Below are 12789 nucleotides of genomic sequence, written 5' to 3'. Positions count from 1 at the left end.
CCGGCCGGGGTGGCGGGCGGGAGGCCGTCAGGCCGCACCGACGTCGGCTCAGATGACGTCGAAGACGTGGATGCCGGGGCCGTAGGCGCTGAACACGGTACCGGCGGGGCGGTGCCGGTCGTGGTCGCGGTGCTTCTCGCTCGACCATGCCAGCCGGTACGCGAAGACGTCCTCGCGCGTCGGCAGGGTGAGGTCGCGGGTCCGCCCGCTGCCGTGCACCACGACCAGCACGCGGTCGTACGGCTCGTGCTCGGGCGTCGACTCGACGAAGTACTGCAGCGCGCGGTGGATGGGCTGGTCCCAGCCCTCGGCGGTCATCGCCTGGCCGTCCGGGCCGTACCAGGTCATCCGCGACGCCGACGGCGTGGTCTGGCCGGGGACGCCGAAGCGCGACGGCCGGAGGGCCGGGTGCGCGGCGCGGAGCCGGGTCAGGGCCGCCATCGCCTCGGTCATCGACTCGGCGTCCTCGTCGTCCGACCAGTCCACCGGCGTCAGGTCGTCCGAGACGACGTACGCGTTGTTGTTGCCGTGCTGGGTGCGGCTGCGCTCGTCACCCGCGGTGATCATGGGCACCCCGGCGGAGAGCAGCACGGTCGCCATCAGGTTCCGCATCGACCGCCCGCGCGCCGCACGGACACCGCGGTCGGCCGTGTCGCCCTCGATGCCGTGGTTGAACGAGCGGTTGTCGTTCGACCCGTCGCGGTTCTCCTCGCCGTTCGCCTCGTTGTGCTTCGCGTCGAAGGACACCAGGTCGTGCAGGGTGAAGCCGTCGTGGGCGGTGACGAAGTTGACGCCGGACAGCGGACCGCGCTCCGGGCCGAACAGATGACGCGAGCCGGTGAGGGCTCCGGCGAGCGCCCCGATGCCGGACTCCGGGGCTCCGCGGCGTCGTTCGTCGGCGAGGTCCTCGAGCCAGAACTTCCGGACCGTGTCGCGGAACCCGTCGTTCCACTCGAGCGTGCGGGCGCCGAACGAGCCGGTGCGCCAGCCGTCCGGGCCGACGTCCCACGGTTCGGCGATGACCAGGGTGTCCTGCAGGTCGGGGTGGTTCCGGATCCGTTCGAGCAGCGGGTGCTCCGGGTCGAAGACGTGGTCGCCGTCGCGGGCCAGGGACGCCATGAGGTCGAAGCGGAACCCGTCGACCTGCACCTCGCGCGCCCAGTAGCGGAGGCTGTCGAGGATGAGGTCGGCGGTCGCGGTCACCGAGGTGTCGAGCGTGTTGCCGCACCCGGTCGTGTCGTAGTAGGTGTCCGTGTCGGACCAGCGGTACCGGCCGGCGCCGTCGATCCCGCGCAGGGAGGTGGTGGGACCGCCGAGGCCCTCTTCCGCGGTGTGGTTGTAGACGACGTCGAGGACGACCTGGATCCCGGCCTCGTGCAGCAGCCGGATCATGCCCTTGAACTCGCGGAGCACCGCATCGGCACCCGCGGCCCGGGCGCCGGCGGAGGCGTGTCCGGCGTGCGGGGCGAAGAACCCGAGCGTGTTGTAGCCCCAGGCGTTCTCGCGCCCGGCCTCGCGCAGCCACCGCTCGGTGTCGAACGCCTGCACGGGCAGGAGCTCGAGCGTGGTCACGCCGATGCGCTGCAGGTGCGCGATGGTGCTCTCGTGGGCGACGCCGGCGTACGTGCCGCGGAGTTCCTCGGGGATCGCCGGGTTCGCGCTGGTGAGGGTCCGGACGTTCGCCTCGTACACCACGGCGCGGTCCAGGGGGACGACCGGCTTGGTGACGCCGCCCCAGTCGAAGGTGCCGTCGATGACGACACTGGTCCACCGCGGGGCGTCGCCGGTCGCGACGATGCCGCGTGCGTACGGGTCGAGGAGCGGGCGGGTCGGGTCGAACTCGTGCCGCGGCCCGGTCGGCCCGTCGACGAGCAGGTGGTAGGTGTCCCCGACCTGCACGCCGGGCGTGGCGGCGCTCCACTCGTCGGTCTCGTCGATGCGCGCCAAGGGGAAGGCACCTCGGCCGTCGACGACCACCGTCACCGCGGTCGCCGAGGCGGACCGCACCGTCATCCGGGGGTCCCCGTCGTCGACCCGGAAGCCGGGCGTGGTCTCGGTCGCGGTCTCGTACACGCCACCAGGGTACGAGGCCAGCCGGGTATCCTGAAAACGCTCCAGAAAGGGGTACCCCGTGCCCGTCTACCTCGACCACGCCGCCACCACGCCGATCCTGCCGGAAGCGCTCGCCGCGTTCACCGACGCGCTGACCACCGTCGGCAACCCGTCGTCGATCCACAGCGCCGGCCAGCGCGCCAAGATGCTGCTCGAGGACGGCCGTGCCCGGGTCGCCGCGTCGCTCGGTGCCGACCCGGTGGAGGTCGTCTTCACCTCCGGCGGCACCGAGAGCATCAACCTCGCCGTCAAGGGCCTGTTCTGGGCCCGGCAGCGCGACCGACGCCGTCCCCGCATCGTCGTCCCGGCGGGGGAGCACCACGCGACGGTCGACACGGTCGACTGGCTGGAGCGCCACGAGGGCGCCGTCGTCGACGTCGTCCCGCTCGACGCCGAGGGTCGCGTCGACCTCGCCGGACTGGAGGCACGACTCGCCTCCGCCGACGACGTCGCCCTGGTCACGTTCCTGTGGGCGAACAACGAGGTCGGCACCATGCAGCCCGTCGAGCGGATCGTCGCGCTCGCCCACGCCGCCGGTGTCCCGGTGCACAGCGACGCCGTGGCCGCGTACGGCCAGGTGCCGGTGGACTTCGCCGCGTCCGGCCTCGACGCGTTGAGCGTCTCGGCGCACAAGATCGGCGGCCCGGTCGGGGTCGGGGCGCTGGTGCTCGGCCGACGCGCGGTCGTCGAGCCGCTCATCCACGGCGGGGGTCAGCAGCGCCAGGTCCGGAGTGGCACGCAGGACGCCCCGGCCGCCGCGGCCTTCGGGGTCGCCGCAGCCGCGCCGCACGCCGACGTCCGGCACCTGCGGGACCGCCTCGTCGACGGGGTCCGGGCCGCCGTGCCGTCCGCGGTGCTGATGGGGGACCCGGTCGACCGGCTGCCGAACAACGCGCACTTCACGTTCCCGGGCTGCGAGGGGGACTCGCTGCTGTTCCTGCTCGACGCCGCCGGGGTCGCCGTGTCCACCGGGTCGGCGTGCCAGGCCGGGGTGCCCGAGGCCTCGCACGTGCTGCTCGCGATGGGCCTCAGCGAGGACGCCGCCCGCGGTGCGCTCCGGATCACCCTCGGCCACACCTCGACCGAGCAGGACGTCGATGCCTTCCTCGCCGCGCTGCCGGTGGCCGTCGAGCGTGCCGGTGCGGCGGGCATGGCGCGGCGGGAGCCCTCGCTCGGGCGCTGACCCGGACGCCCGGCCGGTAGGATCGGGGACCATGGTCGAACTGGACATCAGCGAGCAGGTCAACGCCCTCCGAGTGACCTTCGGGAACATCCGCTCCGTGGTCGACGTCGACCGCCTCGAGCGTGAGATCGCCGAACTCAGCGAGCAGGCCGGTGCCCCCGACCTGTGGGAGGACACCGACCACGCGCAGCAGGTCACCAGCGCGCTCGCCCACCGGCAGTCCCAGCTGAAGAAGCTCACGGCGACCGAGCAGCGCCTCGACGACCTCGAGGTCCTGGTCGAGTTGGCGAACGAGGCCGAGGACCAGGAGTCCGCCGACGAAGCGGCCGAGGAGCTCAAGGCCATAACGAAGACGATGGGCGACCTCGAGGTCCAGACGCTCCTCGACGGCGAGTACGACGACCGTCCCGCCGTCATCACGATCCGTGCCGGTGCCGGTGGTGTCGACGCCGCCGACTTCGCCGAGATGCTCATGCGCATGTACCTGCGCTACGCCGAGCAGCACGACCAGAAGGTGACCGTGATGGACACCTCCTACGCCGAAGAGGCGGGCATCAAGTCCGCCACGTTCGAGGTGGACGGCCCGCACGCGTTCGGCACCCTGTCGGTCGAGGCCGGCACGCACCGCCTGGTCCGCATGTCGCCGTTCGGCGCCGCGGGCAAGCGCCAGACGTCCTTCGCCGCGGTCGAGGTCATCCCGCTGATGCCGGAGACCGCGGTCATCGACATCCCGGAGAACGACATCCGCGTCGACGTGTTCCGCTCATCCGGCCCCGGTGGACAGTCCGTCAACACGACCGACTCCGCCGTGCGCCTGACCCACCTGCCGACCGGCACGGTCGTGTCGATGCAGAACGAGAAGTCGCAGATCCAGAACCGTGCCGCGGCCATGCGCGTGCTGCAGTCGCGCCTCCTGCTCCTGAAGAAGGAAGAGGAGAACGCGAAGAAGAAGGAACTCGCCGGCACGATCACCGCCAGCTGGGGGGACCAGATCCGCAACTACGTGCTGGCGCCGTACCAGATGGTCAAGGACCTGCGGACCGAGTACGAGGTCAACAACCCGTCGGCGGTCTTCGACGGCGACCTGGACGGCTTCATCAACGCCGGCATCCGCTGGCGCAAGCGTCCCGACGAGGACTGAGCGTCGAACGGGGTCGGATCTGAGCGACCCCACCGGTTCCTGAGCCGCGCGCCTGGAGCAGGATCACCGGTTCGCGACCTACCCTGATCCGGTCATGATCAAATTCGACCAGGTCACCAAGGTGTACTCGGGCAACCCGAGTCCCGCTCTCGACAACGTCACCCTCGAGATCCTCAAGGGCGAGTTCGTCTTCCTCGTCGGTGCGTCCGGCTCCGGGAAGTCGAGCTTCCTCCGGCTCGTGCTGAAGGAGGAGAAGCCCTCCCGCGGGCAGATCCACGTGCTCGGGCAGCGTCTCGGCGCGCTCTCCTCCCGCAAGGTCCCGTACTTCCGCCGCAACCTCGGCGTGGTGTTCCAGGACTTCCGGCTGCTGCCGAACAAGAACGTCTTCGACAACGTCGCGTTCTCGCTGCAGGTGATCGGCAAGAGCAAGGGCTTCATCAGTGAGTCCGTCACCGACGTGCTCAAGCTCGTCGGGCTCTCCGGCAAGGCGACCCGCATGCCGCACGAGCTCTCCGGTGGTGAGCAGCAGCGCGTCGCGATCGCCCGCGCCGTCGTGAACAAGCCCGCGGTCCTGCTGGCCGACGAACCGACCGGCAACCTCGACCCGACGACCTCGGCGGGCATCATGGCGCTCCTCGAACGCATCAACCAAGGAGGCACGACGATCCTGATGGCGACGCACGACGCGAGCATCGTGAACCAGATGCAGCGCCGGGTCATCGAGCTCTCCGGCGGCAGTGTCCTCCGCGACGAGCAGGCCGGCGGCTACCAGACCCAGGCCCTGCCCATCCAGCGTGGTGGCGTCTCGAACACGACCGGCATCCAGACCATCCCGGGGCTCATCCGATGAGGCTCGGACTCGTCATGGCCGAGGTCGGTTCCGGCCTCCGTCGCAACGCCTCGATGGTGGTCTCCGTCGTCCTGGTGACCTTCATCTCGCTGACCTTCGTCGGCACCGCGATCCTGCTGCAGATGCAGATCAACCAGATGAAGGGGTACTGGTACGACCGAGCCCAGGTCGCCGTCTACCTCTGCACCGAGACCGACACCACCGGCAACTGCACCGGGGCGAAGGCGACCGACGACCAGCGCGCGCAGATCAAGCAGCAGCTGGCGTCGTCCACGCTGAAGCCGTACATCGAGAAGTCGTACTTCGAGGACCAGCAGGACGCGTACACCCGGTTCAAGCAGCAGTTCAAGGACTCGCCCGCGACCGAGTTCGTCAAGCCCGAGTACCTCAACGAGACCTTCTGGGTGAACCTGAAGAACCCGTCGCAGGCCGACGTCCTGGTCGAGAGCCTGTCGAAGGTCGCCGGCGTGCAGAGCGTCGTCGACCAGCGCGGGTACCTGCAACCGATCTTCAACCTGCTCAACGCGTCGTCCTACACGGCGATCGGCATCGCGGGGCTGATGCTCGTCGCCGCGGTGCTCCTCATCGCCACCACGATCCGGTTGTCGGCGTTCTCGAGACGACGGGAGCTCGGCATCATGCGGTTGGTGGGCGCCTCGAACCGGTTCATCCAGACGCCGTTCGTACTCGAGGGGGTGATCGCCGCTGCGGTCGGAGCCGTCCTCGCGGGTGGTGCGATCACGGCCGTGGTCTGGTTCTTCGTCCGCAACTACCTGACGAAACGGTTCTCCGGCACCGCGTTCATCGGCATGGACGACGCGGCGATCGTCGTGCCGGCGGTCATCGTCATCGGTGTGGTCCTGGCGGCGGTCTCCGCCTCCATCGCGATCCGGCGGTACCTCAAGGTCTGATCGCGACCGCAGGTCGTCCCGTCTGGAGGCCCGCACACCGAGAACGGGAGGGATCCCGGGAAGGTGTGCGGGCCTCCCGGCGTTCGGTATGCTGGGCGGCTCGCACGCAAGCGGGTGCGCACCCAACGAAGAGGAGCCGGTCATGGCGAAGGAACGCGGGGAGAAGGTCGTCGCGACGAACCGTCGTGCGCGCCACGACTACCTCATCGAGGACACCTACGAGGCCGGCATGGTCCTCAGCGGGACCGAGGTGAAGTCGCTGCGCGAAGGCCGGGCGTCGCTCGTCGACGGGTACGCCTTCGTCGACGCCGGTGAAGCGTGGCTCGACGCCGTGCACATCCCCGAGTACACCGAGGGCACGTGGAACAACCACGCACCGCGGCGGAAGCGGAAGCTGCTCCTGCACAAGCAGGAGATCGTGAAGATCTCGCACAAGACGTCGCAGGGCGGCTACACGCTCGTGCCGATGAAGATCTACTTCCACGACGGTCGGGCCAAGGTCGAGATCGCGGTCGCGAAGGGCAAGCGCGAGTTCGACAAGCGCCAGGCCCTGCGCGAGAAGACCGACAAGCGTGAGGCCGAGCGGGCCATGCGCTCCCGCAACCGTCTCGGCGACTGATCAGCCGAGTCGACTAGCGTCAGACTCGTTCAGTCGGTAGGCTGAATAGCTGCCTGACCCGGACGAACTCCGGACGCAGGCATGGCAACTCAACAGCGTGACAGCGGCTCGCACATCGGCCTGCATGGGGATGATCGGTTTCGACATTGCCTGTGTGCCGACGGGAAGCGGGCCGAGGACCCACGGTCATCTCGTCAACGATCCGTGGAAACCAACAAGTGCCAATTCCAAGCGCACTGACTTCGCTCTCGCTGCGTAAGCAGCCCAGCACATGAAGTCCGTCGGCCAGGTGATCGTCTTCTAACCTGAGTTCCGGCGTCATCCAGAGGACTTGCTGCACGGTTGCGCCTCAGGGCCGTGCGGGACTTGCACTGAGACTGGGCCCGTCGTCCGAGAAGCCGGTAGCAACGGACGGGGCCGAGCAGAACGAACATCCGGATACGCCCGTAGAAGACGTCGAATTGCAGCGATGGACGGGGGTTCGATTCCCCCCATCTCCACCACCTGCCGATCGTCGGACCGCTGTCACGTGAGTCGCCATCGAAGGCCCCGCATCGTCCCCGGACGTCGCGGGGCCTTCGGCATGCCCGGGCCATCTGCATGCTCGGGCCTTCGGCATGCCCGGCGGAGGGGACTACGCTCCGAGGCACGGTGCCGCAGCCCGTCGGCATCGTCCCGAACGAGAGGTACACCGTGCAGGAGATCGCGATCCGAGTCCGTCTGCGGGAGCAGGACCGTCTGGGCCTGGCCGAGTACGAGCGCATCGTGGGCTCCGTCGCCTCGGTCGCCGCCGTGGTCGCCTGGCTGCCGACGCCCGATGCCCGGTTGGTGCTGCGCGGGCGTGGTGCCGAACCGGTCCGGCTCGAGACGATGTCCTACGGCACGGTGTTCGAGATGCTCGTCGTGATGGACCAGCGCACCCCGGGCGTCGAGCGGGCGGCAGCTGCGGTGGCGGCGCTGCTGGAGTCGGTCCGGCACGAGCGCGTCGAGGACGACGTCGCCGGCATCGCGGGCGAGCTCGACCGGCTCGACCGTTCCGCGCCGCGTGGCCGGTCGGTGCCCGAGCGGGCGCTGCGGACGTTCCTCGAGGGTGCCCGTGCGGATGCGCTGGCCCGGAAGTCGACGACGCGACTCCGTGCTGCGCAGTCGCTCCTGCGGCTCGCGGAGTCCGGTGCCGAGGTGCTGGTCGAGCGGGTCGAGGACGCCCTCGCCCCGGTCGTCACCGAGCAGGCCGTCGACGTCCTGGCGGACACCGGTTCCGCTGTCGTGGTCGAGCCCGTCGACGGCGTCGAGCCGGTCGAGCCCGTCGCACCCGAGCCGGAGCAGCCGAAGCAGAAGGACGTCGACGAGAAGTCGTCGAAGAAGAAGAAGTCGAAGAAGAAGGACGACGACAAGAAGGACAGCAAGAAGAAGGACAGCAAGAAGTCGTCGAAGAAGAAGGACGACAAGAAGAAGGACGGCAAGAAGAAGTAGGCCGCAGAACGCAACCCCGGCGTCGAGACGCACCGCTGTCGCGTGACGTCCTGACGCCGGGGTTGCGTTCCGCGAGGGGTCAGAAGTCGAACAGGTTCGAGCGCAGCCCGCCTGCGCCGTACTCCCGACGGAGGATCCCGCGCTGCCGGAGCACCGGCACCAGGTCACCGAGCATCCGGTACACCTGCGCCGGGTGCAGGTCGCCGGACAGGATCACTCCGTCGTTGTCGGCATCGGACCCGAGCTCCTCGATGAAGTCCGCGAACTCGTCGGCCGTCCCGACGAAGCCCGAGCGGTCGGCGACCCGGCCGAGCCGTGCCTTCCGGGTGAGCAGTTCGCGCAACGGGGCGTCCGGCGTGTCCCCGAGGAGCCCGCGGACGGTACCGGCCGAGACGTGGTCGGCGAAGGTGCCCTCGGGGATCGGTGCGTCGAGGTCGAGTGCGAGCAGGTCGGTCTCCGAGTCGCTCGACCACGCCAGCGCGACGGTGCGCAGGGCCTCGTCGGACGGGTGCCGGGACGCCTCGACGATGCGGTCGGCCTCGTCAGGCGAGGACGCCACGACGGGCTTGAGGACGAACAGGACCCGCAGGTCCTCCGGTCGCCGTCCGACCTCGGCTGCGGCGGCGTGCACCTTCGCCCGGTAGGCGGCGACCGCGGTGGCCGACAGGGGAGCGAGGGCGAGCTGCACGTCGGAGTGCGTCCCGGCGAAGCCCAGTCCGCGTCCGGAGCCGCCGGGGGAGACCACGACGGGGTCGGACTCGAGCGGCAGCGCGTTGAGGGGTCCCGCTGTCCGGAAGTACTCGCCCTCGTGCTGGAACGCGTCGAGTTCGGCGCCGTCGGCGAAGTGCCAGTCGGACTCGGACTGCAGGTGCCCGGAGCCCCACGAGTGCCAGAGTCGGCGGAGCAGTCCCATCCACTCCTCGGCGCGGTCGTAGGCGGCGTCGTGCGGCAGCGGGTCGAGGCCGGCGTGCCGGGCGCTGCCCACGTCGGTGACGACGTTGACGCCGAGCCGGTCCGACGACAGGTGCGCGAGCGTCGCCAGCTGTCGGGCGGCCAGGTACGGCGGGGTGACGCCGGCGTTCACGGTCGGTGCGATGCCGATGTGCCGGGTCGCGGCGAACAGCCACGGGGCGAGCAGCAGCGGGTCGTGCTTGGGCCCGCCGTACGCCTGCCGGATGCGCAGGTCGAGGGTCGACGGGTTGCCGAGGGAGATCGCGTCCTCGGCGATGACCAGGTCGAGTCCGGCGTCCTCGAGGGCCCGCACCGACTGCTGGTACAGCTCCGGCTTCGTCCAGTCGTGTCCCCAGTGCCAGTCCGCGCGACCCCACGCCTGCGGACCGAACCCGCGCGAGAAGAAGTACCCGACGTGTTGCATCCGGGTCATCGGCCGGCCCCGTCGAGCACCGTGACGGACGTGACGGGGGCGGGGCGTGCCTCCCGGCCGACGACCGAGACGACGGACTCGACCGAGGGCACGGACGCGACCGAGGGCACTGGCGCGACCGACGCGCCCGCGCGGACCGCGGCGAACCCGCGTTCCAGGTCGCGGAGCAGGTCGGCGACGTCCTCGATGCCGATCGACAGGCGGACGAGCCCGTCACCGATGCCGAGCGCAGCCCGCTCGGCGGGCGTCCGTCCGGCATGGGTGGTCGTCGCGGGGTGCAGCACCAGCGACCGCACGTCGCCCAGGTGGGTCATCCGGCTGAACAGCTCGACCGCGTCGATGAACGCGTGGGCGGCCGCCTCGCCGCCGGCGAACGTGAACGCGAAGACGGACCCGGCTCCGCGGGGCAGGTAGCGCCGGGCGAGGTCGTGGTACGGACTGGAGGCCAGACCCGCGTGGTCGACGCTCGTCACCTCGGGCTGCGACTCCAGCCACGTGGCGACCGTCAGCGCGTTCGCCACGTGCCGCTCGACGCGGAGCGACAGCGTCTCGATGCCCTGCCGGAGGAGGAACGCGTTGAAGGGGGAGGGCGTCGGGCCGATCCGGGAGGCGACGACGTCCCGCGCGTAGGCGAGGAACGCACCGGTGCCGGCGCGGTCCACGTAGCTGGCACCGCCGAGGGCCCGGTCGGGCTGGGTGAGGTGCGGCCAGCGTTCCGGGGTGGCGGTCCAGTCGAACCGTCCGCCGTCGACGACGACGCCGCCGAGCCCCGAACCGTGTCCGGACAGGAACTTCGACGCGGAGTGGACCACCACGTCGGCGCCGTGCTCGACGGGTTGCACGAGGTACGGGGTCGCGAGCGTGTTGTCGACGACGAGCGGGACGCCGGCGCGGTGGGCGACCTCGGCGACGCAGGCGATGTCGAGGACGTCGTTCTTCGGGTTCGGGATCGTCTCGGCGAAGAACAGCTTCGTCTCGGGTCGGACGGCGGCGGCCCAGGCGTCGAGGTCCCGGGCGTCGGTGACGAAGTCGACGTGGATGCCGAGCCGGCCGAGGTTCTGCAGCAGCAGCCCGCGGGTGCCCTCGTAGATGCTGGCGGCGCTGACCACGTGGTCGCCCGCGGCGAGGAGTCCGAGGAAGGCGACCGTCGCGGCCGCCTGACCGCTGCTCACCAGGAGCGCGTCGGCTCCACGCTCGAGCAGGGCGATGCGCCGCTCGACGTCGGCGTTCGTCGGGTTGCCGAGCCGGGTGTACGTGTAGCCGTCGTCGGTGCCGGCGAACCGGTCGCGGGCCTGCGCGGCGTCCTCGAACAGGAAGCCGGAGGACATGTGGATCGCGGGCACCCGGGCGCCGTGGGCGGTGTCGGGCAGGAAGCCGCCGTGCACCTGTTCGGTCGCGAAACCGGGTCGTTCGTCCGTCATGCGTCAACCTCCGTGCCGGGTCGTCCGGCCGCTCGGGCGTCCGGTCGTTGCGCCGTACTCTCCCAGGCTCGGAGCGGTCCCGCGTCGAATGCGGCGTCGGGTTACGGCGACGCTGTGCGCGGTCGGCGGGCTAGGAGCCGACGAGCGCCCGGATGCCGGTCAGGACGGTCTCGCCGACCGCCAGCAGTGGGCCACGGGCCGCCCACACCGCGACGCCGTTGCCCGCCAGGAACAGCACGAACCAGACGACCGCGGGCAGACGCATCTCGGCGGCCGCGATGTGGAAGTCGGTCTGCACCCGTGCTCCGGTGAACAGCCACCGGACGACCTGCACGAGGGAGCGCAGTCCGTCGACGAGGAGCGCTGCGCCGAGGGCCGCGACGACCAGCAGGGTCAGGTCCGACGGGCGGACGGCGACCCACACGGCGAGCGCGTCGAACCCGATCACCACGAGCAGCCCGAACCAGTTCCGGACGAACAGGAGCGCGACCAGGCCCACGACGCCGAGCACGGCGACGGGCAGCCAGGGCGAGCCGACCACCGCCCCGGTGACGAGCAGGACACCGGCCCAGATCGGTGCGCTGTAGCCGGCGAACAGGTTGAGCAGCCGCACCAGCCAGCGGACCGCTCCCGGGACGCGGCCGAGCTGCACCCAGGCCTCGCCGGAGCCGTCCGGGTGCAGGTCGATGCGGCGGATACGGCCACCGAAGGGGACCACGACGACGCAGTGCCCGACCTCGTGCACGATCGTCGCGGCCAGGCGGGCGATCCGGCCGAGGAACGGCACGAGGGGGAGCACGGCGCCGATGAGCAGGGCGGCGAACACGGCGGAGGCGGGCAGGGAGGTCAAGCCGACATCGTGGCAGACCGTCCTCGGCGGTTCACTGGGAGACCTGGCTGGTCGTGATCACCCGGCGCCAGGGGCCGTTCGGGACCTTGTCGGCCTCGATGAACCGCCAGGCGATCCGGTCGTCCTCGCCGTCGAGTTCGGCGTAGTGCAGACAGCCGTTCAGCGCGGGGGAGACGTCCACCCCGGCGCCGTTGTACCGCTTGTTGGCTGGCCGCGCGTTCGTGGAGCCGAAGACGTAGGCGCTGTCGTGGTACGTGCCGGGGCCGGCGTCCTGGACCTGGCCGTAGCAGGTGCGTCCGTCCTTGGTGAGCTGGACCCACCGGTTCTTGAGGTAGCTGAAGCCGTCGTCGCCGCGGTGCTTCCGGTAGGCGGTGTCGCCGGCCCAGGGCACCACCCGGTCCCGGTCACGGAAGCCGATGCGGTCGTTGACGTCGTCGTACGGCACGTCGAGGTAGAACGGGTTCTCCTTCGGCTTCATGTGCACCGGGAAGTACCCGTTGCCGGCCGTGCGGCGTTCGGTCTGGCAGATGCGCTTGACGATCACACCGTCGCAGCCGCCGTAGCTGCCCTGCCAGTCGTCGTCGTAGGTGGAGTAGACCTGGCTGCCGTCGTCGGCGTCCGGGTCGAACACCTCGCCGACCCAGAACGTGGTGGAGACGATCCTGGTGTGCCACGGGTAGGTGCGGGCGACCGCTCCACCGCCGGACGGGCTGCCGCAGCCGGCGAGGACCGCGGTGAGCGCGAGCGTGCCGACGAGGGCCGCCGCCCTGCGCAGCCGGACGCCCCGGCCCCGGGAGCCGCGGAGGCGGGTCTCCCGGGGTCGGGGCTGGGGTGTCTTCCGCACG

At 70.7% G+C, this 12789-nt stretch carries 11 protein-coding genes and 1 other RNA gene; 7 read left to right on the top strand and 5 right to left on the bottom strand.

Annotated features, from left to right (window positions below; all coding sequences use genetic code 11):
- Positions 1-48 precede the first annotated feature (48 nt).
- Entirely contained in the window at positions 49-2073 is a 2025-nt protein-coding gene (locus DEI97_RS10365; RefSeq protein ID WP_111075569.1) for a glycogen debranching protein, read from the bottom strand.
- Positions 2074-2131: 58 nt separating this feature from the next.
- On the opposite strand from DEI97_RS10365, the gene DEI97_RS10360 reads away from it, so the two are divergent.
- From DEI97_RS10360 to DEI97_RS10330, 7 genes are all read left to right on the top strand, one after another.
- Positions 2132-3295 carry a cysteine desulfurase family protein gene (locus DEI97_RS10360; RefSeq protein ID WP_111075568.1) on the top strand — a complete coding sequence of 388 codons (1164 nt, stop codon included), beginning with the start codon at positions 2132-2134 and terminating at the stop codon, positions 3293-3295.
- A 31-nt stretch (positions 3296-3326) separates the two neighbouring features.
- Positions 3327-4436 carry a peptide chain release factor 2 gene (gene prfB / locus DEI97_RS10355; RefSeq protein WP_111075567.1) on the top strand — a complete coding sequence of 370 codons (1110 nt, stop codon included), beginning with the start codon at positions 3327-3329 and terminating at the stop codon, positions 4434-4436.
- 94 nt (positions 4437-4530) lie between these two features.
- On the top strand, positions 4531-5286 hold the full coding sequence (gene ftsE / locus DEI97_RS10350) for a cell division ATP-binding protein FtsE (protein ID WP_111075566.1): 756 nt from the start codon (positions 4531-4533) through the stop codon (positions 5284-5286).
- Entirely contained in the window at positions 5283-6197 is a 915-nt protein-coding gene (ftsX, locus tag DEI97_RS10345; RefSeq protein ID WP_111075565.1) for a permease-like cell division protein FtsX, read from the top strand. The genes ftsE and ftsX overlap by 4 nt, the downstream gene beginning before the upstream one ends.
- A gap of 142 nt (positions 6198-6339) precedes the next feature.
- A complete protein-coding gene (gene smpB, locus DEI97_RS10340; protein WP_111075564.1) occupies positions 6340-6816 on the top strand; it encodes an SsrA-binding protein SmpB in 477 nt (158 codons plus the stop codon).
- A 126-nt stretch (positions 6817-6942) separates the two neighbouring features.
- Positions 6943-7319: a transfer-messenger RNA gene (ssrA, locus tag DEI97_RS10335) on the top strand.
- Between the two features lie 148 nt (positions 7320-7467).
- Positions 7468-8289, top strand: coding sequence for a hypothetical protein (locus DEI97_RS10330; protein WP_181439309.1), 822 nt, complete (start codon positions 7468-7470; stop codon positions 8287-8289).
- 79 nt (positions 8290-8368) lie between these two features.
- On the opposite strand, the gene DEI97_RS10325 is transcribed toward DEI97_RS10330, so the two are convergent.
- The 4 genes from DEI97_RS10325 to DEI97_RS10310 form a co-directional block, all read right to left on the bottom strand.
- Positions 8369-9673 carry an LLM class flavin-dependent oxidoreductase gene (locus DEI97_RS10325; protein WP_111075563.1) on the bottom strand — a complete coding sequence of 435 codons (1305 nt, stop codon included), beginning with the start codon at positions 9671-9673 and terminating at the stop codon, positions 8369-8371.
- A complete protein-coding gene (locus DEI97_RS10320) occupies positions 9670-11094 on the bottom strand; it encodes an O-acetylhomoserine aminocarboxypropyltransferase/cysteine synthase family protein (RefSeq protein ID WP_111075562.1) in 1425 nt (474 codons plus the stop codon). The genes DEI97_RS10325 and DEI97_RS10320 overlap by 4 nt, the downstream gene beginning before the upstream one ends.
- A 130-nt stretch (positions 11095-11224) precedes the next feature.
- Complete coding sequence (locus tag DEI97_RS10315) at positions 11225-11944, bottom strand: M50 family metallopeptidase (protein ID WP_111075561.1); 720 nt, start codon at positions 11942-11944, stop codon at positions 11225-11227.
- A gap of 31 nt (positions 11945-11975) precedes the next feature.
- The gene (locus DEI97_RS10310; protein ID WP_258376749.1) at positions 11976-12788 is read right to left on the bottom strand and encodes a hypothetical protein; all 813 of its coding nucleotides are present in this window, start codon (positions 12786-12788) and stop codon (positions 11976-11978) included.
- Position 12789 lies beyond the last annotated feature (1 nt).

It is taken from the genome of Curtobacterium sp. MCLR17_032 (assembly GCF_003234795.2).
Taxonomy (GTDB): Bacteria; Actinomycetota; Actinomycetes; order Actinomycetales; family Microbacteriaceae; genus Curtobacterium.
This window is presented reverse-complemented; position numbering and strand designations above follow the sequence as displayed.

Bases quoted from the DNA above. Each gene is read 5' to 3' on its own strand.
- DEI97_RS10320 (WP_111075562.1), bottom strand. From the start codon at position 11,094: ATGACGGACGAACGACCCGGTTTCGCGACCGAACAGGTGCACGGCGGC.
- prfB (WP_111075567.1), top strand. From the start codon at position 3,327: ATGGTCGAACTGGACATCAGCGAGCAGGTCAACGCCCTCCGAGTGACC.
- DEI97_RS10325 (WP_111075563.1), bottom strand. From the start codon at position 9,673: ATGACCCGGATGCAACACGTCGGGTACTTCTTCTCGCGCGGGTTCGGT.
- ftsE (WP_111075566.1), top strand. From the start codon at position 4,531: ATGATCAAATTCGACCAGGTCACCAAGGTGTACTCGGGCAACCCGAGT.
- ftsX (WP_111075565.1), top strand. From the start codon at position 5,283: ATGAGGCTCGGACTCGTCATGGCCGAGGTCGGTTCCGGCCTCCGTCGC.
- smpB (WP_111075564.1), top strand. From the start codon at position 6,340: ATGGCGAAGGAACGCGGGGAGAAGGTCGTCGCGACGAACCGTCGTGCG.